This is a genomic window from Paenibacillus intestini, from assembly GCF_030803945.1.
Lineage (GTDB): Bacteria > Bacillota > Bacilli > Paenibacillales > Paenibacillaceae > Paenibacillus > Paenibacillus polysaccharolyticus.
On the sequence record NZ_JAURUN010000002.1, the window covers coordinates 706,079 to 726,865 of the forward strand.

The 20,787-nt window shown below is 43.2% G+C and carries 10 protein-coding genes and 1 tRNA gene; 1 reads left to right on the plus strand and 10 read right to left on the minus strand.

Annotation, left to right across the window (positions count from 1 at the left end; all coding sequences use genetic code 11):
• Positions 1-45: 45 nt before the first annotated feature.
• Complete coding sequence (locus tag J2T16_RS08295; RefSeq protein WP_499018115.1) at positions 46-8,082, minus strand: immunoglobulin-like domain-containing protein; 8,037 nt, start codon at positions 8,080-8,082, stop codon at positions 46-48.
• A gap of 411 nt (positions 8,083-8,493) precedes the next feature.
• On the opposite strand from J2T16_RS08295, the gene J2T16_RS08300 reads away from it, so the two are divergent.
• Entirely contained in the window at positions 8,494-12,135 is a 3,642-nt protein-coding gene (locus J2T16_RS08300) for an S-layer homology domain-containing protein (RefSeq protein ID WP_499018116.1), read from the plus strand.
• Positions 12,136-12,315: 180 nt separating this feature from the next.
• On the opposite strand, the gene J2T16_RS08305 is transcribed toward J2T16_RS08300, so the two are convergent.
• The 9 genes from J2T16_RS08305 to nrdR all read right to left on the minus strand — a co-directional run bounded on the left by J2T16_RS08305 (position 12,316) and on the right by nrdR (position 20,716).
• On the minus strand, positions 12,316-12,942 hold the full coding sequence (locus J2T16_RS08305) for a type 1 glutamine amidotransferase family protein (RefSeq protein WP_221786472.1): 627 nt from the start codon (positions 12,940-12,942) through the stop codon (positions 12,316-12,318).
• A 107-nt stretch (positions 12,943-13,049) separates the two neighbouring features.
• Positions 13,050-14,012, minus strand: coding sequence for a helix-turn-helix transcriptional regulator (locus J2T16_RS08310; RefSeq protein ID WP_221786471.1), 963 nt, complete (start codon positions 14,010-14,012; stop codon positions 13,050-13,052).
• Between the two features lie 592 nt (positions 14,013-14,604).
• Positions 14,605-15,723: a hypothetical protein gene (locus J2T16_RS08315; RefSeq protein WP_221786470.1), complete on the minus strand. Its 1,119-nt coding sequence runs from the start codon at positions 15,721-15,723 to the stop codon at positions 14,605-14,607.
• Positions 15,708-16,226 (minus strand): DUF4365 domain-containing protein, encoded by a 519-nt coding sequence (locus tag J2T16_RS08320; RefSeq protein WP_221786469.1) that lies wholly within the window; start codon positions 16,224-16,226, stop codon positions 15,708-15,710. The genes J2T16_RS08315 and J2T16_RS08320 overlap by 16 nt, the downstream gene beginning before the upstream one ends.
• 606 nt (positions 16,227-16,832) lie before the next feature.
• Positions 16,833-17,672: a hypothetical protein gene (locus J2T16_RS08325; protein ID WP_221786468.1), complete on the minus strand. Its 840-nt coding sequence runs from the start codon at positions 17,670-17,672 to the stop codon at positions 16,833-16,835.
• Positions 17,673-19,075: 1,403 nt separating this feature from the next.
• A complete protein-coding gene (locus J2T16_RS08330) occupies positions 19,076-19,432 on the minus strand; it encodes a tyrosine-type recombinase/integrase (RefSeq protein ID WP_499018197.1) in 357 nt (118 codons plus the stop codon).
• A gap of 130 nt (positions 19,433-19,562) precedes the next feature.
• Positions 19,563-19,814, minus strand: a complete 252-nt coding sequence (locus J2T16_RS08335) for a hypothetical protein (protein ID WP_221786466.1) — start codon at positions 19,812-19,814, stop codon at positions 19,563-19,565.
• 157 nt (positions 19,815-19,971) lie between these two features.
• Positions 19,972-20,044, minus strand: a tRNA-Ala gene (locus J2T16_RS08340).
• Between the two features lie 204 nt (positions 20,045-20,248).
• Positions 20,249-20,716, minus strand: a complete 468-nt coding sequence (gene nrdR / locus J2T16_RS08345) for a transcriptional regulator NrdR (RefSeq protein ID WP_090920285.1) — start codon at positions 20,714-20,716, stop codon at positions 20,249-20,251.
• Positions 20,717-20,787 lie beyond the last annotated feature (71 nt).

Genomic DNA, 20,787 nt, shown 5'->3' on the forward strand with positions numbered 1-20,787 from the left:
ACCGCTTCGTCTTGACTCCACGTAGATACCCTATATTTAACAAGCTTACATCAAATTCCATAAATTATAGATCATCACGGCTGCTTCGTCACGGTTAGCCGTTTTCTTCGGTGCAAACTCATCGTTACCTACACCGTTTATGATGCCTGCTCCTTGTATTGTCTCTACAGCTTGCTTCGCATAGTTTGCAATGTTTGCTTTATCCTTAAAAGATCTAGATTCACGATCTGGTAATTTTAGTTGCTTCAATTGGATCGCCTTGTATACCATAACGGCTATATCTTCACGCGTAATCTTCTCATGAACTCCGAAACTACCATCTGGTTTCCCGTTCACAATCCCCAGCTTCTGCGCGATTGCGATATTTCCATGGTACCATTCTCCTTGTTTCACATCGCTGAAGCTTGCCGCCTCGCTCTCATCCGATAACTCCAACACATTCATCAGCATCGTGATGAATTCTGCTCTTGTCACCTGACCTTTCGGATTAAACTCGCCATCGCCCACACCCTTTACGATTCCTCTTGCTCCCAATGCCGAGATCGCATCTTTCGTCCAGCCTTGGGTCACATCCTGAAAGCTCGTTGCAACATACGCTACCGTATACTTACTTAGATCCGTTGGTTTGAACTCTACTTGACCTGTTCCTGCATTGTATTTACCATTCATCATGACTCTTAGCTCTCCGTTGTCCTTCACGTCGTAGACGATGATGTTGTTTGGATTCTCAGAAGCCTTCAGCGTATATGGCAATGCAATCACAAGATCATCTCTACCATCAAACGCCGTAAGCTTCGTACCATCTATCGTTAGTTTGATATCATATACAACCTCACCATTCATCCTAGCTTGTGTGCCAACCGGCAGTTGATTAGCCGCTATTTTCTTGATCGACAATCCTAACGTTTTCCCTGCGCTTGTTTCTGTTCCAAGCCGTTCGGTAGCCAACGTTACGACTGCTGATCCTGTGTTAATCTCGATGTGATCTACCTTAGAAGTTGCACTTGTTAAGCGGGGATCTACCGCTAACTCAACGCTTAACTCGTTCAAGCTTTGATCTCCTTCAAGTTGTACCTGTAGCTTATCACCTGTCGTTTGATCAAGTGCACGCTTCACTGTATCAGGACTTAGCTTCACTATAGAAGCACCGTTCTCATTAACAACTGGCTTAATGTTTATCTGACCGTTGCCCATCACCACCGGTTCACTTCCACCTGTAGAAGCTGGTGGTACTGTAGGTGCAGGGATGTTACCGACACTACCACTACCGCCACCATCTCCATTACCACTGCTTGGTGCATGTGGTGTCACCGTTACTGTAGCGCTGGATGATATACCACCATCTACTGTAGTTACTGTAATGCTTGCTGTTCCTGGTGCCACCGCTGTTACTCGACCTGTCGCACTTACAGTCGCTACAGCTGGATTACTTGAGCTCCATTTTACTGCCTGTTTCGTTGCATTTGCCGGTGTGATCGTAGCTGTTAATTGTCCTGATTGACCTTCTACGATGGACAATGTCGTTTTGTCCAAGCTAATTCCGCTAACGGGTACCCTCTTCCCACTGAGTGCATCATACTCACTTTGTGTAATCGGAATGACCGTTCCGTGACGTGGACTAGCGGGTAAGTTGTAGTTCGAAGATAATGTCCACTCGCCTGATGCAAGATTGGTTGTCTCGAATGGAATATAACCTCTTCCACCAAACTCATCCACGAATAAATACCATTTTTCATCTGTATTCGATTTGAAGATGGTTGGCCCCTCAACCCATTTCATGTTACCCACACCTTGATTAATCATCTTGAAGGTTGGATCTAAGATCGAGTCACCCATCTCCTGGAAAATCATCTTGCCAAATGGAGCAGTAACTCCGTTGTCTCGTTCATCCTTCGTAAAACGATACACTTTTCCATCATGTTCAATCATTGTGGTATCAATGATGGAATACCCATAATCCAAATATACTTTCGGTTCAGTAAACGTATAGAAATCTCTTGTCTTGCTATACATCATTTTTTGATAAGCGTTACCGGTATGGGATGCATCATCAAACATTCTTGATGCCCAAAATACGATATATTCACCTGTTGTCTTGTCGTACATGATTTCTGGTGCCCAGGTATTACCCGCTTCTTCCGGTGCAACCTCTACCATGCGTTGATCTGTCCAGTTGACGAGATCACTCGATTCCCACACCATAATGGAACGGCTACCCCACGTCTGTGCTCTGCCCCAGTTACCATTACCGTTGATTTTCAGATCGGTGGCGATCATGTAGAACTTGTCGCCTTCAGGCGAACGAATAATGAATGGATCACGTACTCCCTTCTCTCCTAAGGTAGAGGTCAGTACAGGTTTACCCTCATTCAATTCTCGCCAGCTTAACGGATCATTACCGTTACTTAGTGCAAAATAAACTTGCTCACCTGTTGAAGTACCTTCCCCAGTGAAATAGGTGAAGAAGTATCCTGCATATTTTTCCTCAGCAGGCAGTTCCTTGACCTTCGCAATAAACTCCTTCGTAGCGGATGCTGAGTTTAATGTAATCGTAGCTGTAAGCTTCACGTCTACATCTCCACGACTATGTGCAGGACGTTGCACTTCCCCAGTCATCGACACGACATTTGGTTGAGCGGAAGCCCAAGTAATCGTTGATCCATATAATCCAGATGCCGGTAAGGAGAGATGACCTCTTACATCCTGAATGTTATGAACAATTAGTGCCGCTTTTGCTTCATCTACAGCACTGGCATCGCTCGGCAATGCTTTAACCATCAACGTAAAGGTTTTGTTCGTTGTCTCTGTACCATCAGTAAATACCGCTGTTAACGTTACAACTTGATCACCAGTTGCGTTATCTGGTCTAGTCACGACACCTGTAGTTGAGATCACATTGCTCTTATCCGTTGTCCAGCTTATTGTTGTGCCATAAGCACCTGATGTTGGCAAGGTTACATTGCTTGTAATCGCATCTTTGGATGTATTCGAAGCAAGCAGTTCATCGATTGTTAATTTCTCTGTCGCAGCCGATACAAGCATGCCCTTCATTGAAGCAATCTTCTGATCCGCACGAGCCTTAAGGATTGTAATATCGGCCGCAGTCATAGCACCATCATAGATTTGGAAGTCTGCAATCAACCCGCCGAAGTATGGATCAGCTGTATAGAATGACTTACCGATGGTTCCACTGCTGCCAGAAGTATTTTTTATTTGTTCTAGCGTCATTCCATTCGTTGATCCTGATGCAACAGCAATACCATCAATATAAATGGTTAGTGTACCCTCCTTGCCTGAAACAACCGTCGTAACTACTTTCCATTCATTATTCTTTAAACCCGTGGTAGAAGTTGAAGACTCATTATTCCAGGCATTCGTCGCGATGCCTAAACGGGCTAGCCCGTTAGCATTATAGCGCGGTGTGAAATACGTATAGTGCGTGTTATTATTCGGTCTTCCTAGTGCGTACAACCATTCCGCAGCGTTTTTACCGCTCCAGTTCACAATCGATGAAACGGTGATATCCGTTAATCCATCGAGAATTCCTGGTGGTAGCTCTACATAGGAGTCCGTTCTTCCTCCATTAAAGCTCAGCACACCAGCATCATCTGTACGAATCCATTCTGCCTTAGACGGATTCATCCATTTCCCGTTGAAGTTACCTGTTTGATCAATAACCGTCGCAGTCGCACGATCGATATCATTCATATCGTAGTGCAGAATGAGCTCAGCCCCAGATGGCTGATCTACTGGAGGAGTAACGTCTTCGTCCGCTAATGCTGCAATCTCCCGAACGGATAATGCACGATTATAAATACGGAAATCATCCAATTTACCATCAAACAGACGATCAGAGCTATTTCTTGATTTACCAATGTAATTCATCGTTGTTTCCAGTAACATTCTGGGCTCAACATTAAATGTCGAGCTGCGTTTAACCTCATGCCCATTCACATACAGTACTGCCTCAAATTCATCCATAGTAACGGCAACATGCTGCCAAGTCTTCGTTGGTAATAGTCCAGCATTTCGCAATGCATATTTGTAATCTGACCCGAGTTTCGTGCTGTCATTGCTAAATTTCTCTGTAAAAGGGGTTACGACAGCGAACTCCAGACTACCTGTATCACCTTGTGTACTCAGGTACATGGTATTGCGGTTAACCTGTCTGCCTGTTTCGGAAGCAAAATCAAATATTCTCTGATTGGCTTGATTTTTGTCCATTTGAACCCATGTAGAGAACGTAGCCTTCTCCAGATTCAAAGATTGAATCAGGTTATCTGGCAGTTTCACATATCCTGTAGACCCATTAAGCTCTAGCGAAGCGCCCTTTTTACCGATGTGATCCTCTTCATTAACCGTTGCTCCACCTACCAGTGTTGCGTGATGGCCATTCCCCGAAATGTCGTTCAACGTTGTACCGTTCACTGTATTTGCATCAAATGAGTAATGTACAACCGGGTCTGGTGATGGTGCGGGTCCCTTCAAAGCATATTTCTCTTGCAAAGCATTATACTCCGCACGTGAGATTGGGATCACCGTTCCGTGCCTTGGTCCTGGCGGAAGTGCATATTGATCACTACTTAATACATTGTTTATATATTGCGTGCTACTATCCAAATCGGTTGTATATCGTACATGATAGGGCCATGAATCCAGGAACAGATACCACTTGTCTTGATGAATGTCCTTAAATATGGTTTGTCCTTCGTTGTTTCCATTTTTTCCAATCAAGCCAAGTTTGTTATCACGTGTACCCGGAACAGCGTCGTATTGAAGGCCATTGGCAGCAATACCGTCCTTGTCATAGTAGAAATTTGGTGCTTTCTCCACATACACTTTGGTATTGACTTCTGATTTGGTAAATCGATACAACATATCATTATGCTCAATAAACGTCGTATCAATGATTGGAAGTGACTCATCAATCATGACCTTTGGCTCTGAAAAGTTATAGAAATCTCGTGTTGTTGCATAATACATCACATTATACTGACCTGCCGGTCTCCCGTTATAATCACCGTATGTCTCTGTATTTTTCATCGATGATGCCCAAAATACGATATACTCTCCAGTTGCAGGATCATAGATCGCTTCTGGCGCCCACGTATTTCCTCCTGTCTTGGGAGCAACCTTGACCATTCGTTGCTCGCTCCAGTTGACGAGATCCTCCGACTCCCAGATCATCATGTAATGACTGCCCGTAATTTGAGCCTGGTCGAAATTCGTACTTTCACCCATTTTCAAATCGGTTGCCAGCATATAGAATTTATCACCTTCTGCTGAACGAATAACGAATGGATCACGAAGTCCCTTTTCACCCATATTCGATTGAAGGATCGACTTCCCATTGTTCAACGCTTTCCAGTACAATGGATCTTCAGCCGTAGCGAAGGAAATTTCTTCACCACCCTCATATTCACCTGTAAAGTACGCAAAGAAGTACGCATCAAGCTGTACTGGCGCAGCTGCTTTTTTAACGGTAAGATCAAACGTACGCTCTTTAGAAGCTGAGCCATTTGTAATTGTGGCTGTTAACTTAACGGGTACCTCCGTAGCTTGGCGGCTTACCCACCCTAACTGTGTAGCATTACTAGCCGCTTCAGCCGTGCCTTTAACAACGGTAGGTCTGCTAGACATCCACGTAATGGTGGAGCCTTGTTCACCCTTAGTCACAAGACGCAAATTTCCTTTAACATTGTCTGCGTTGTAGATCTCTAATTGTTCAGCATCCAGATCAACCTTTTGCTGGTCATCAAATTGCTTCAAGATCGTAACAGGGAATACAGCCGATGTAGATACGCCTTGATACGTTAATGTAGCCGTTAGCTCTGCTTGAACATCGCTTGACTGAGCATTTGGACGTTGTACAGCGCCACTGTTAGAAATAACTGTAGGCTGACTGGAACTCCATGTGATACTTACACCGTTTTTACCGCTTGTTGGTAAGGTAACATTTTTCGTTATTTTATCCGCACTCTGATCTGCCTCGTCCAAGTAACGATCTATGCTAAGTTGATTCGCTGCATCATCAACAGTAAGCTGACGTATTTTCGAGATGTGAGTTACGGCTTCTTGTTGATATAACTCGCCCACTTCTTGCTCCGTCAACGCACGGTCATATACTCGGAAATCAGCTATGCTTCCTTGAAGATATGGATCGTTCGCGAAGATGGACTTGCCGATAAATCCAGAGAACGTAGAATCTGGATTAATGATGTCTGACAGCTTTAGTCCCTTCGCATTACCTGAAGTAACCTTGACTCCATCCACAAATAATGTGATCGTGTTGCTGGCTTCAGAGAAGGACACCGTTAGATGCTTCCACTGTCCAGCGATCAGGTTTGAGTTTGCGCTACCTGTCACTAACGCTTCGTTCGGCCAGCCATTTCTAGAAATACCTGTAGCAATCATATTGCCCGCTCCGCTACCGTGACGTGGAGTTACAAAAAAATACTTGTTTGTTTCCGGTGTTAACACTGTACCCAGACCGAAAAACCAGCGATTCGTACCATCATTCGTCCAGTTCACGATGGAAGATACGGTAATCTCATTCAGACCTTGTAATAGATCTAGTCCATTGGAGCCCTTAGGAATCTCAACGTATCCACTATTCGATGTTGAGCTCCCACCATTGAAGGAAATAAAACCAACCTCACTGTTAGAAATGAATTGTCCATTATTTGCATTTTTAAGTATTCCATCAAATGTAACTTGTTTGTTGGCGACATCCTTCAGTACGAGTTGACCATCTACTTCTGCAGTGGTTTTCATGTTGTAATGAAGAATCAGATCATCATTTTGCGACTTGGCTTGAACGTTAATAGCGGATACAGCTGTAAAATCTCCATCTTTCGTTTGTACCGTAATGGTGGCTGTCCCTTCACTAACCGCTGTAACGTTACCCGCCGAATCGACATTCGCTACACTGGAATCACTCGATGTCCAGGTAACTTTTTTATTGGTTGCATTCCCAGGTGAAATTGTAGCCACGAGTGTCTCGCTGTCCCCTACTGATAAACGAAGTGTAGATTCATTAAGAGATACACCTTTAACAGTAACTTGTTCAATAGAGTCATCCTTAGGCAACAAGGTGACGATAAACGCCTTCGTTGCTTGGCTCTCACCTAAAGAAATGGTTGCCGTTAACGTCACTTGTTGCTCCATTTCTCGTAAAAACACTTCCCCCGTTGGGCTAATTGCACTTTCATCACTGGAAGTCCATACTATCGATGCGCCATATTTATTGACAGAAGGAAGTTCAAGAGATTCGGTAACGGCAGATAGGTCACCTAACGTTAGCTCTTTTTTGCTTTGTTGAACTTGCTTTTCATCGAGCGATTGTTGATATACTCCAGCGATATCATCACTACTTAGTGCCTCTCCGTAAATTCTCAAATCTTGAAAGCTACCCGCAAAAGTAGCATCCCCTAAATAATTAGAGCGACCGATGTAAGCTTGCAAATCCGTACCAAAGCTTGCTGTTGTTTTCTCTTTGGAGACGGTGCCTATACTTACTCCGTTAATGTAACCTGTAATAGAGCTTTCTGTGATGACCGTTGTATAGTGAACCCATTGACCTTCATACTGTGAAGTAGAAGGGCCTGATACGCCTACCTCCGTCGTCCAAGGCTGGTCAACATTATTGCCATCTGTAAATACGGACTTAAACTCACCACTTGGATTGGATGGATTAAACAGCCAGTAATTCGTTGGCAACTTATTTTCAGCCGCTGGCGTACCGTAGAATAAGGCTGCGTAGTTCCCACGTCCAGTGTTACTCTTCATCCATACGGAGATCGTTGTGTTTTCTTGATGGTCGAACAAACCCGTAGGAAGTTGCACGTAGTTCGTAGTACTATCGGTCCCTCCAGGCAGAGTAAGACCCTCGGCATACGTGATATTGCCTACAGCCGTCCCATGCTTGCCATTACCTGATGTATCCAACACATCTTCAAGCAATGGATAATGCGCCAACATCGTTGGTGTAATTGGGTCAGCTGAAGCTTGATTTTTAAATGGCATACCAAAACTAAAACAGCTACTGAAGGTCAACAGTAAAACCAAAGTGATGTTTGTCATTCGCTTTCGCATAGCATTCTTCCCCTCATTGAATATTCAGAAGCACACAAAACCATAGCTCGCTTTCAAACCAAGACCCCTTCACTCAAGAAACTAGAGAACCACCCCAAAATGAATACGCTTACATTTTTTCATATTACTTGTTCCGATATTTCAATTCAATGTACTATCATGTTAATAACGTGGACTTTTTTATTTCAATTTGAAATTTGATGTGGATTGAAGCATTGTCCCTATTCCTCGAATCAATCGTTTTTATTCCAATATATACTCTACATTGAAAATAAAGGATTTAACTCTAGATAAACATAATATATATAGTTGGGCGCTTGTAAACTTGATAACGCTTCCAAATACGGATGCGAGTAAACCATGAGCGCACCGGATCAAAAAATAAGGAGGATTGCATCTATGCCAAAACGATTTAGAAAAATGCTCGCGTTCCTTTGTTGCTTGGTAATGGTGGCCTCGCTAATGCCTACGAGCTACGCTGCCGACAGTGACAACATTGAGAGCTCAGCAGTAACAAATGAAACAAAGGCCGCCATTTTTGGCACTCCCGAACTCGGGTCAAACGACCCACTCTGGAGCCAAACCATGGAACATCACATCAACAAAAGCACGGTGCCCACCGACCCAAGACCCCATGCCACGGGCACAGCCAGAATCCTCTGGGATCACGACTACCTGTATGCCCGCGTAGTTGTGAATGACAGTAATCTATATCAGGGAGCAGGCGGAGATCACCGGTACGACAGCCTGGAGTTTTATGTTGGTACCGGAACCAGTGGCTCTAATCAATGGCGTGTCAGCACGACGGGTGTGTTTTCGGGGCAGGCTGCTCCAGGCAGAGCTGCATGGACCCAGATTACGGAAACTGGATATATCGTGGAGATGAGAATACCCAAAAGAAACTTGACCTTACAGGAGGGAAAGCTTACCTTTGAGGTCTACATCAATAACTCAACGGAAAACGGCGGTGACCGCTATGAAGTCGTTTCCTCTTTTGGAGTACCCGACGCGGCTTATACTAGCTCTGATTCATTTACAGACAGCCTGCAGCTCATCCCAGCCAATGAATTAGACACCAGATTATCCATTACAGCCACTGCCGGACCGGGCGGCTCAATCATGTCGAACCCACCCGGCGATGTGTTTAGAGTAGATCGAGGCTCTAACAAAGAAATAACGTTTACCCCCGATTCCGGTAAAGTTGTGGATACGGTAACGGTAGATGGCGAGATTGTGACTCTATCTTCTGGCTCTTATACCTTTTCGAATATTGAGGCTAACCATACCATTCATGTGACATTCAAGAACGATCCGGACGCAGGGGTACTTCCCTTTATCGTATGGAATGACAACTTTGCCAGTGGCGAGTACACAACGGCTGTTATCATTGATTTAGGCGAGGGAAAGGCGGCGTTAGGCTCCGCGCTTAATCCGGACTTGTTCGCCTTATCGGTTAGGAACACCACCCTGAATGGTGAAGCGGTTACCTTAGAAGGACCACGCAAGATCACAAGGGTATATGCTAATGATGAACCGAAGGTACGCGGCTATGTGGGGCCGGTTAGCAATTCACCAGATTATCAGGACGGACTGGCGAGCGGGCGTTACATCGTCGTTGAGTCTGAGTTTTATTCAGAAAGCGGCGGCAATACAACACTGGACGGCAGCAGTAACTCAACAAAGCAGGTTTACACCCTCAGCCCAAAGGGTGAGATCGTGCTGACAGAGGGGAATGCACTTCACAACGTGGTTTTTGAGCAAGAAAAAGTTGTGAATGCCATCCTTGATAAGTTCACAACCTTCACGGATCATTCGGTCAATCGCTCGCTCTACCTTCATAAGGATGAAGACGGTAACGTGATGAAAGGATTGCCGTTATATGTGTACACCCACGGCATGTCACGCGGCGGCACAAACGCTGCGGCAGACCAAAAAGCGGCCATGAAATCTGCCAACGGCTCCGTCGCTCTAATGAAAAAAATGGCCCAGAATCCTGAAAAGTACGCCAGCCATATCCTGAATATTTCCTATAATGGCGTTTCTGTTCCCTCCACACAGAATGTTAAGAAGGTCATTGACACCCTGATCGCCAGCGGCGAAGTAGATCCTAACCGTGTTTACGCAGCAGGCTTCTCCTGGGGCGGACAGTATACGAACAACTTAGTGAACAGCTATCCCGGCTTCTTCGCTGCCGCCGCACCGATGGCCCCGGTAAGCGGTTCACCGAACGCTAACTCCAATGAGGCACACAATAACTTGGCCTATTGGATGTTTTTAAATGCTCATAATGTTGGTGGCTACCAGACTAACCTCAATAATTTCATCAATACCAATATGCCGAAAATGATTAACGCAAGGGCTTCACGCTTTGAGAGTAATGAGGTACTTACGTGGCCTTACAATCAATTTGATCAGCCTAATCTGAGACCTAATCCTGCCAACACACCTGTTCTCGCTGATTATATAGCGCATGAAGTTGAAGCGGCGGTTCTCTACAACGAGATAACGATGGGAACTTGGAGTATAGCTCCCACGGCACAATCCTCTAACTTGCCGGCCTGGAACAATGACTACACAGATGTCTTTGATTGGATGTTCGCACAAAGAAAACCGGCCGCGCCCGGTGCGCCGAGTGGACTCAAGGCGACAGTAGGTGACGGACGGGTCACCTTGAGCTGGTCTGCTCCTGCTGACAACGGTGGTAGCGCGATATTAGGCTATAAGGTATGGTATGGCAACGTACCGCCAGTCACATTGGATGCGGCGGAGACCAAATATACCTTCAATAACCTGACAAACGGCCAAAGCTACAGCTTCAAGATCATCGCGTTGAACGCGAAGGGCGATGGAGCAGAGATCAGTGTGACGGCCATGCCAACAGCGGCGACAACTCCTACCGTGCCTAGTTCTGGTGGAACTTCCGGTAATACTGGCAGTACGGGCAACACCGGTAATACAAGCAACATTGGTAACACAAGCAACTCCGACAGTACGGGCACCGGGACAGATAACGGAACATCAAATTCGAACTACACCCTGACTACACCGAAGGATAAACCCGCTGTCACGGACAAAAATGGAATTACCACCCTGCCCGGTGGCGGCAAGATTTCAACCAAAGGCGAGATCGAGATCACGGTACCAGAGGGTACAACGATAGACTCTAACGGTAAGGTGACTATTCCGGCGGACAAGATCGCCCAAGTGACGCTACCCAGCAGCAAAGGCACAGTGACCATTTCTGGTGGATCGACAATCGAGAACGACGGTACGGTCACTGTGGGTGGCAAAGTAGCCAACGTGAACCTGCCAAATGACAATCAAATGCATGTCCATGAAGGCTCGAAAATACGTGGCGACGGCACGATAGTGATAGGTCCGGACGGAGCAAGAGTCGATTTAAACAACGGCTTGTCGCTAAACATTCGTGAGGCTACGGTGCTTGCATTCAATGATGCCACCTCACTGGGCTTCCTCGTGCAATCAGGTAATCCTTTTAGGGATACCAGCATGGATGACTGGTTCTACAGTTACGTAAATTCCGCTTACACATACAACCTTTTCAACGGCACGACTTCTACATCGTTCTCACCTAGCACCGGAATGACACGTGCAATGTTCGTGCAGATACTAGCCAATCTGGAGAACGTAAAACAAACCGACTCTGCGAGTTCCCGCTATAGCGACGTGACGGACGGACAATGGTACACGGCGGCAGTCGAGTGGGCGGCAGAAAAAGGCATAGTCAACGGTTTAAACGCCAATCTGTTTGACCCTAATTCTCCGATGACTCGCGAGCAGATGTTAGTGATCCTTTACAACTACATGCAGTACAAGGGCTATCAAATACCTGAAAGCCAGTCTAAGTCCTTCACGGACGAGAGTGAGATCAGCTCATGGGCATTGGAGGCCGTTAAGGTGATGCGGAGCAACGGTATTGTATTAGGCAATTCGGACAATCTCTTTGCTCCTAAAGCCACTGCTACCCGCTCCGAAGCAGCTACTCTCTTTGTAAGGTTCATCGAACACTCGCATAATTGAAAGCGTGTACAGGATGATACGCTCCTTCTGGCTAAGCAACATACCTAAAGTCCTCCGTTGTAGAGGACCATTTTAGAAAACGTCTTTTCTTTCACTTCCGATAAGAAGACAGACTTACGGAGCATTCCATCAAAAAACGCCATCACATTGAAGTGATGGCGTTTCTCTTGAACGGAGCGGTCATTGGATTGAATTCATTAACGCGTAGAAATATTGAGGTTCATGAGTTTTATTAAGACGATACCATGCATCTAATGTTTCTGGAGAAAATACATCTAGCGCTCCTAAAACATGAACAGAAAATTCAAGTGGAGCTACTCCGGAAGCGGTGATCAGTTTTCCATCCGTAACAGCAACGTCCAATTTGTAATATTCTTCGCCTGTGTAAGACGGACAAATCATTTTAAGATACGCCAGATCATTGCTTGTATGCGAGCGGGAATCTAACATGCCTGCTTGAGCAAGTCCTATGGAAGCTCCGCAAATCGCTCCAACTACGATCCCTTCCTGTAAACACATCTCGGCAAATTTTAATATGGGCCTGTGAATATCCTCTGTCCATGTGTTTCCCCCAGGTAAAATCAATGCATCTACGCTTGTAATGTTGCACTCATCCACTGTAATATCAGGTGTTATTTTCAACCCACCCATTGTAATTACTTGAGTCTTTTCGAGCCCAACAGTAACGATTTGTACTGGAGCCAGTCCCTTTCTAAAGTATCTTCCTGAGTTTAGCTCAGCAGTTAAATAACCTATCTCCCAATCGGACATGCTGTCAAAAACATAAAGATATAATGTGTTTTTCATTTTGAATTTCTCCCCTTTTCTTATCTATCAAGGACTACAATCCATCAATAATCACTGACTATCTCATTATAAAATAGCTTCACTGACATCCGCTGTCAGTGAAGCTATTATTGTTGATAATATTCCATTAACTCTGCTGCAATAGCCACAAGTCTGTCTTTCACACTCTGGGGTTCGATGATTCGAATGGATTTACCATAGGATAGAAGAAAATAAGGGACAGAATTATGAATGGATTTTTCCTCAAATAAAAAGATGGCTTGATTAGATGTTCGCTCTTGCAGATGATGACCGAAAAACCAATGCATGCTTAGTTCGTCTAACGCTTCCGGCCTGCCTTCGATCCTTAAAGAAATTAACCCTTCCTTCCCCACAAGATCAGGTAACAGGTTTTTCATAAAAAAGTCACGGCTAGAAAAAGCCTCAGGACGTGTAAAGATTAGTTGAGTACGCTTGATCATTAAAATCCGATCTACCCGGAAACTTCGTATTTCATTTCTTCGGTGGCAAAATGCAACTGTATACCATTTATTGTTCCAGTAAACGATCCCATAGGGATCTATCATCCTGTTCTTTGGCTTCTCTTCATGGTTTGTACGGTAATCTATCTCTACAGATATTCCCTGTTCTACAGCATGCTCTAAATCCGCTAATACGAGCTGACTCGAAGGGCTGACCATACGGTTTATCACTTCAAATCCAGTTAATTGATGATTTAGTGTGCTCTCCTGTTGCTCATTCGAATACATTTTCAACTTGGCTGTCGCATTCTCTAATGTCTCACTCAATGGATATCCGGCTTCTTTTGCAAAAACAGCAGCATGAAGAAGTGTCTTTTTTTCTTCCATATCAAATAGCAGAGGCGCTCTGATAAAATGATTCAGCAGACTATATCCACCATGATGACCTGCGTCGGATATGATCGGCACTCCACTAGAACACAGTGCATCAATGTACCGATAAACGGTTCTTATATTCACTTCTAACTTTTCAGATATTTGCTTTGCAGTCCATTTCTCTCCCGAATTCAACATCCATAGGATGGCTAACATATTATCTTTTTTTGGCATAACATCCCCTCCCCCATATCATCATATTAGGAATTCTACATGTGTCAATTGCCTACATTCGTTATCAGCCACAGAGAAACCAATTTTCCTTCTGTGACACCAGAGACAATTGATTCCAACAAAAAAACGGCATCTCTGCCGTTTTCTATAACTCTCTTATGAAACCTGAGGGGATCACAGCCTCTGACCTCATCGCTCCCAGTGGAGCAATTGTCTCCGCACTGTCCTACGTTCAGTCAACGCTAGACTACCCCCGTAAAATAAGCGTGTTATCCGGCCAGCAGGTTCCGAAAACCACGCGCTATCCCTTACCGATTACCTTGTTATACAGTTTAGGGGCGCATAACTGCGAGAGTCCATAGGGTTGCTTTTATTTCGCTGTTTATTTTACATATAAGATGTGGCAACGGCTACAGGGCCGCACAAGTGAGAGTCTGGCGCGTTTCCACACACACTTGGTCTCCATGACGAAGGAGGCTGTGCAATTTTATTAAACGGGGTTCCAAATAAACAAATAAACTACGCATTATAGGGAGATATTTTCAGACTGCTTGTTGATATTGGCAGCAAGAAAAACGTCATAAACGAACTTTTAATCCATAAGAATATCAAAGCCCTCCAAGTCTATAATCTCCCATGTCCTTCCTGACGAATCCATTTTACCAGTAACCCTAACTCTTTTGTTGTTTTTATGCGCATCACAAGCTAGCTTATAGTCTTCTTCTTCGAGAGCGATTTTAACACTATGTTTTTTGTTTTCATAAGTCGCGCTAACGTTTATTATGCCGTATTGACTACCAGAACTAATCGAGAGTCTTGATATTGTCCCTTCAATAACAAGACTTTCAGGCTCTTCGTTCCGTAATGCCTCGGCTATGACTTTAATTGAATGGTAATCATCGTTATCTAATATAATAAGGTCGGGGAGTGTCTCCCCCTCCACTTCAACTATCCATGAGTAGTTAATCCTAGACTCGAGCTTGACCGGTTTTTCTTTGAAGTAAAGTGAAAGTAAGGCTTCACAAATGTTTGCGTTCAATCCATCGTTGTATCCTTCATTGATAAGGTCTGACAATTTATAGTTTTCTTTATTGAACGACTCTATCTGATGCATAGCTTTGTGAATCCTTCTCATTACCCTTCTCGAGAAGGGTTCTGTTCTCGCTACATGATTATCGATTACCATTTCGACATGATCATCTAATAAAGGACCCGATTCAACTGTGACAACATAACTACCCACTGCTGTCTGACCTAATTTAAATGAATCACTATAACTTAATGCCTTTTGAGACGGTCTTTTAAAAGAACGCTTAGGGTTCTCTTCTGAATAGGCTGCGGAAACAATTAGGTTTTTTAAACCATCAATTAAATTAGATGCATAACTTAGAGGAATCGATCCATCTTCTGCAAATGTGGAAACAACTCTTATTTCAAGCTTATCGATATCCATAGAGGTTATATCTCTTATTACTTGTTCTTTGCTCACACCTTCAAAAGCAGCTAAAGTTTCTACCACTGATTGAACCCTTGGTATATAGTCTTGAAATGTTTCATTTGAAGGTATAACAATGGTTAAGGGATCGCTATGCTCATCAACAAATTTATTAAAAACTTTAAGTTTTTTATTTGGAAAAACTTTATTCCAAGTCCAATTCCTACTTAGCAAGTAATTCGTCAGCGAGTTAAGTTTTATCAGGTTAGATTGCATATCTCTTCACCCATTTTTACTTTATTCATTAATGATTTTAAAGAAACTTCCGTTAATAATTGGGACTTAGGGACTTTTATACGTACCCTGCTTGAGTTTGTAGTTGGTTCCATCCCTTTTAAAGAACACCACCAAGCGCAGTTTTTAAGTGTTGTTCCAAACTCTGACACGTTCAACCATTCATCTTGCTCAGGAGGAAGAACGTACAGTACTAATATACGCGGACTACCCACATCTTTTAGAACTAGATCATTATAATTCTTAACTTCTAAATCATATTTTATGTAATCTTCTTCCATTACAACATTTTCAGTAGCTTTAAGTTGAATGTCTATGCAAAACCCCGTATCACAGTATCGTCCGTTATAGTTACGTGTATCCCTGAATGTCCCATCGAAGCCGTAATCAAAATCAGGTTTAGAGAAATTCATCCCGGCCTTATGAGCCACCGCTATAACGTAAGCTCTGCTTAGTCCTTCCTTAATGTGACTTTCAATTATCATAATAAATCGCACCTCTAATTAGTCTCTTAAAACTATTGTATAAAACCAATAGTATCATTCTGTATACATTTGGCAATACTTTATTTTCTTTTCAATTCAATTTATCTGCGCGTTCTTCTTATAAACGTAATGAAAGGACGTAGCCCTCAACGGATACTCCCGTGAGAACTGCGCCTTTTCATTGCGTATTTACTTTATATAAGACGCGGCCATTCCCATCTTTGCCTTTCTTACTCCCTAAAATGATCACGTAGGTAATCTCTATCCGCGTTGTCCAACGTCACAGGAGCAAGATACACATAACCATTCACCCGTAGTGTAATCAATTACTACATCTTGAACAGTAAGATCAGCACTGTGACCAAACGGTCGATCACGTATCTTTTGGCCTACTTGGTATTATGTTTAACGTCTGTTCATGCGTCTCTTTCTTTTTGTTGGAGAACGCAACTTCGCGTTCTCCTCCATACGTGGTTTTACTGTGGAATCAGTGTGTTTAGGCTTTGGTAAGGGGAACGTACCTGGACGGAAATGGCAAGGTGTTTGTAAGGGGATTCTTACGAAAAATAACGACTGCAACTATAGGAAGGTTTGCAGTCGTTATTTTTAAATGTCTTTGAAGTTAACTAAACCAATTAAAGTACCGTTTTCCACATGCACTGAAGCTGTATTTTCATCAGCAAGAGAAACATTAACTTTCGTTTGATCTTTCCCTAACTCAAACTTATTTGGTATTGTGTAAACCTTCTCTTCTTTTACATTGTCTTTGACAGCTTTTTCTACCAAGTGTTTAAACACTTCACTTTCAGATAGTTCAACTACGATCCAGCTTGCCATATTATCGACAGGTAAAAAACGAGCCAAATCACCTATAAAATCGAGGACTTTATCAGCCCATTCACCTATTTTTTCCTTTATAATTTGTTTTACTTCATTAATAATTTGATCTTCTATTTTTTCTCCAAGATTACTTGCTATGTTCAAACTATGGACATTAAAATTACTTAAGCCAACCATAACATCTAGCCCATTTATGGAAAAATTCATTTCAGCGGTAAACTGAGGGCTAAAGTAATCCTCAATTCCCAAAGTTAGTTTTATATCTGGTTCTCCCTCAAAAAAGTCCCAGCTTATTTCTACATCTAAACGATCGCCAGGTAAATTTAAAACCTTAATTGAGTCATGAATGCGTTTAATATCTACTTCCACGACTACATTCAACAGCTCAAAACTCAGTTTAACATTATTTAAACTTACTTTATTCGGTTCAGCTAAATTTAAATCATCTACTTCAATGGATTTTAACTGGATATTTGCAGTAACCTTCACTCCGTTTTTTTCAACAATAACATTAGAAATTGGTTCAGACTGCCTGACTAGAGAGAGGCTTTTTTTCAAAAAAGTATTTAGTGTGGTCTGTGAGAGACTAATCTGTAAATTATTCATTTAACTCAAACACTCCTTCTTAAATTCAATTAAATTCCAGTATCAGTTATTAGCGAACAAATTATTCATTACCTCTTATTGACCACGAGAACTCGTAAAAATTCCAAGCTAAGTCTTTTCTCTTTTTACTTCAAAGTTACCTTCGCAAATGGACTCGCTTCTGTACTCAACACGAGATATCTCCGCATAACTATGCTCGCATCTACCTCAAATATGGTCCACCTTATCCGCATATCCGCGACATTTATAGCGGGCGAACACACCATCGTAAGTACACAGATACCCGTAATTAACGGTTGCGGCGATGTACTCCCGTATGTTAACCGTGCTAGTGACCGAAATACTACTCCGCAAATCTCACTCCCTCAAATTTGTCGATACCCAAAAACGACAAAAAACCCACTATCAGAAACAGTCTCCGATGCGGGTTTTTTTAATTACACAAATATAATACTTGAACCATTTGACTCACAGGTGTAAAATAAACTAAAATGTAAATCATGATTGACAATCAGTCTAAAATACAATATTTCAGACTTTTCGTCAGTTATCGTGATAAGGTTTCGAATTTTTAAAAAAAGTAGTACATCTTCAAAATGAGTAGTCGTAACCTTGGCGGGGGGCGACTACTTTTTCTTTATATTTATAAGATTGATGAATGCATTAAACAAATTTACTACAAAAGTCATTGCTACAAAAACTAAAGTTATAATCGCTTCCATCGTCATAGAGGGTTACACCTCCCTCCTCAAACCTTACCACGATTTAACTATTATATCATTTCCATCGGTTACCGCAACAAAAAACATACGTTCGCATTTTAAGTTTTTCTTTCGATATACTCTCCTCTGATCTCCCCATGCCCCCTCATAATCATCGCCGTGAGATCTCCGTAGATTTAGTTGTTCAAATAGCACGAGGGTATTTGTTAGGGCCGACGTTTAAATGTGCTAATTTCACGGTAATTTTACGGAAAGCCTAAAGAGGCAAAAATTTGGACTCAAGGGGTATCTGCCTGGAAATAACGAAACTAAACGTATATATAATAGTGCAAAATAGAAGGAATGCCGAACTGCTGCAGTGAGCTATCCGGCGGCTTTACATCGTATTATCGTTTTATTCTACTTAACTTCTCTAGCTTACCGAAAACCGCGTTTAATGGACGTCGTAATTCTTCCTCACGTTTTTAACAGACAGATGTGTATAGTGAGCGGTCATCCGACCATCGGCGTGCCCCAAAATAACCTACAGATGATGCTGTGACCCGCTCTACTCAAGAAAGAATTTCGCCCCAGCATACCTCAACAAATGCGGATAAATGTGTTTCTCAATTCCAGCATGATCTGCGTATTTCTTTAATTCATGCCGAAAATGGTTAGGCCCCAAGCATTCACCATAGTTGTTTAGGAATAGATATATTCACTCACAAATTCCGTTGATTCGCGGATTAATTCTTGCATCAGCTTAGCTGTTCGTTTTGTGATCGGTACAATTCGAGGCTTACGCGTCTTGGTCACTTCCCGTTGTAAAGTTGCACAGCATGCGATAAAGTCTACGTCTGTCATGCGCAATGTTAACGTCTCGTCTACACGTAACATCCCGTCGATCAGGAGATTTATGACTACGAAATCACGGAAGTCGCTGTATTTGCGCTGGTTTGGCGCTTTGAGTAGGTTGTTCATTTCCTCCGCGGTAAGTACCTCAATATCTTTCGCAATGTCCTGTACGTTCTTTAGATACGTAAACGAATCTGCTTCAATTACTTCCTCTTCTTATAAAACCTTAAACATCGTCTTCATATTCTTAATGCGTACGTTAATTGATTTCGGAAGAAGTCCAACAGTGCGAACAGATTCCGGAACGTTACAGTTATCGCTAAACCTCCGTTTTTCATCCCGTAACCAAATTTATGTAGTCACGCCCTACCTCAACGTTGATATTCCGGCTGTCACGAATGATCTTACGCTCATCCAGAAATTCGCAGAAGTAATTGTAATTTTGTACGTATGTCTTTAGCGTATTCTCCGCTCGCCCTTCCGACTTCTTCGCCTGGTAATAATAATCGAACAAGTAGTCTAACGAGTACTGCAAGCGCGTTGATGTGCGCTCACTCTTAATTGTTCTTCCTTTACGTTTATCCATTCCATACCGTCTCCTTCGATAATAAGTACGGTAAGAAAACGAGGGATTAGGCGCGTATATCTGCGATGCGTGGAGCGCAGATCTGCGAATTGTCCACGCACAGTCAACGTCTAGACAAACGAAAGAACCCGCTGTATCAGCGGGTTCTCTACAAGTATGGAGCCTAGGGGGATCGAACCCCTGACCTCATCGCTGCCAGCGATGCGCTCTCCCAGCTGAGCTAAGGCCCCAGGATATGATGTTACATCTTGTCCAGCACTGCTAAAAACTCATTTTACAGGCGACTTCTATATCATATAAAATCCCTTCTGGACTGTCAATACCCTTCTGAAGCACCGAAATCTATGGAGAAGAACATTCATGTTACGGGCACACACGGCATGGCATATACCAGATGCAGCTCCGGATTGCTCTTCTCCTTTTCCCCCACTACATTAGTCCTCCAGGTCTTCTTTGGACAACAGTGATTTCAGTTCTTTCATGAACATGTTAATGTCTTTGAACTGGCGGTACACAGAAGCAAATCGCACGTACGCCACTTCATCAACCGGAAACAGCTGCTCCATTAACAGCTCGCCGATCTGACGGCTCTCTACCTCAGCTTCTGCTGTGTTACGCAGTGACTTCTCCACTTCAGATACCATCATCTCCAGCGTTTCTACAGAGACCGGACGCTTCTCACACGCACGGATCAAACCACGGAGAATTTTGTCACGGCTGAACTCTTCCCGGCTACCGTCCTTCTTAATGACGATCAACGGTGTTTCTTCAATCATTTCAAAGGTTGTAAATCTTCTCGCGCACTGCTCACATTCGCGGCGGCGGCGGATGGATTTCGATTCATTCGCTGGTCTGGAGTCCAACACTTTGGTACCTAAATAACCACAATAAGGACATTTCAACTAAGATCACTTCCCACTTTTACTTTTTACCACATATTCCCTGAGCATATCTTGTAATGAAAATCGCATTC

What these genes read in the sequence shown, in the direction of transcription:
- J2T16_RS08315 (WP_221786470.1), bottom strand. Translation starts at nt 15,723, where the DNA reads ATGCAATCTAACCTGATAAAACTTAACTCGCTGACGAATTACTTGCTA.
- J2T16_RS08320 (WP_221786469.1), bottom strand. Translation starts at nt 16,226, where the DNA reads ATGATAATTGAAAGTCACATTAAGGAAGGACTAAGCAGAGCTTACGTT.
- J2T16_RS08305 (WP_221786472.1), bottom strand. Translation starts at nt 12,942, where the DNA reads ATGAAAAACACATTATATCTTTATGTTTTTGACAGCATGTCCGATTGG.
- J2T16_RS08325 (WP_221786468.1), bottom strand. Translation starts at nt 17,672, where the DNA reads ATGAATAATTTACAGATTAGTCTCTCACAGACCACACTAAATACTTTT.
- J2T16_RS08295 (WP_499018115.1), bottom strand. Translation starts at nt 8,082, where the DNA reads ATGACAAACATCACTTTGGTTTTACTGTTGACCTTCAGTAGCTGTTTT.
- J2T16_RS08300 (WP_499018116.1), top strand. Translation starts at nt 8,494, where the DNA reads ATGCCAAAACGATTTAGAAAAATGCTCGCGTTCCTTTGTTGCTTGGTA.
- J2T16_RS08335 (WP_221786466.1), bottom strand. Translation starts at nt 19,814, where the DNA reads ATGGATAAACGTAAAGGAAGAACAATTAAGAGTGAGCGCACATCAACG.
- J2T16_RS08310 (WP_221786471.1), bottom strand. Translation starts at nt 14,012, where the DNA reads ATGCCAAAAAAAGATAATATGTTAGCCATCCTATGGATGTTGAATTCG.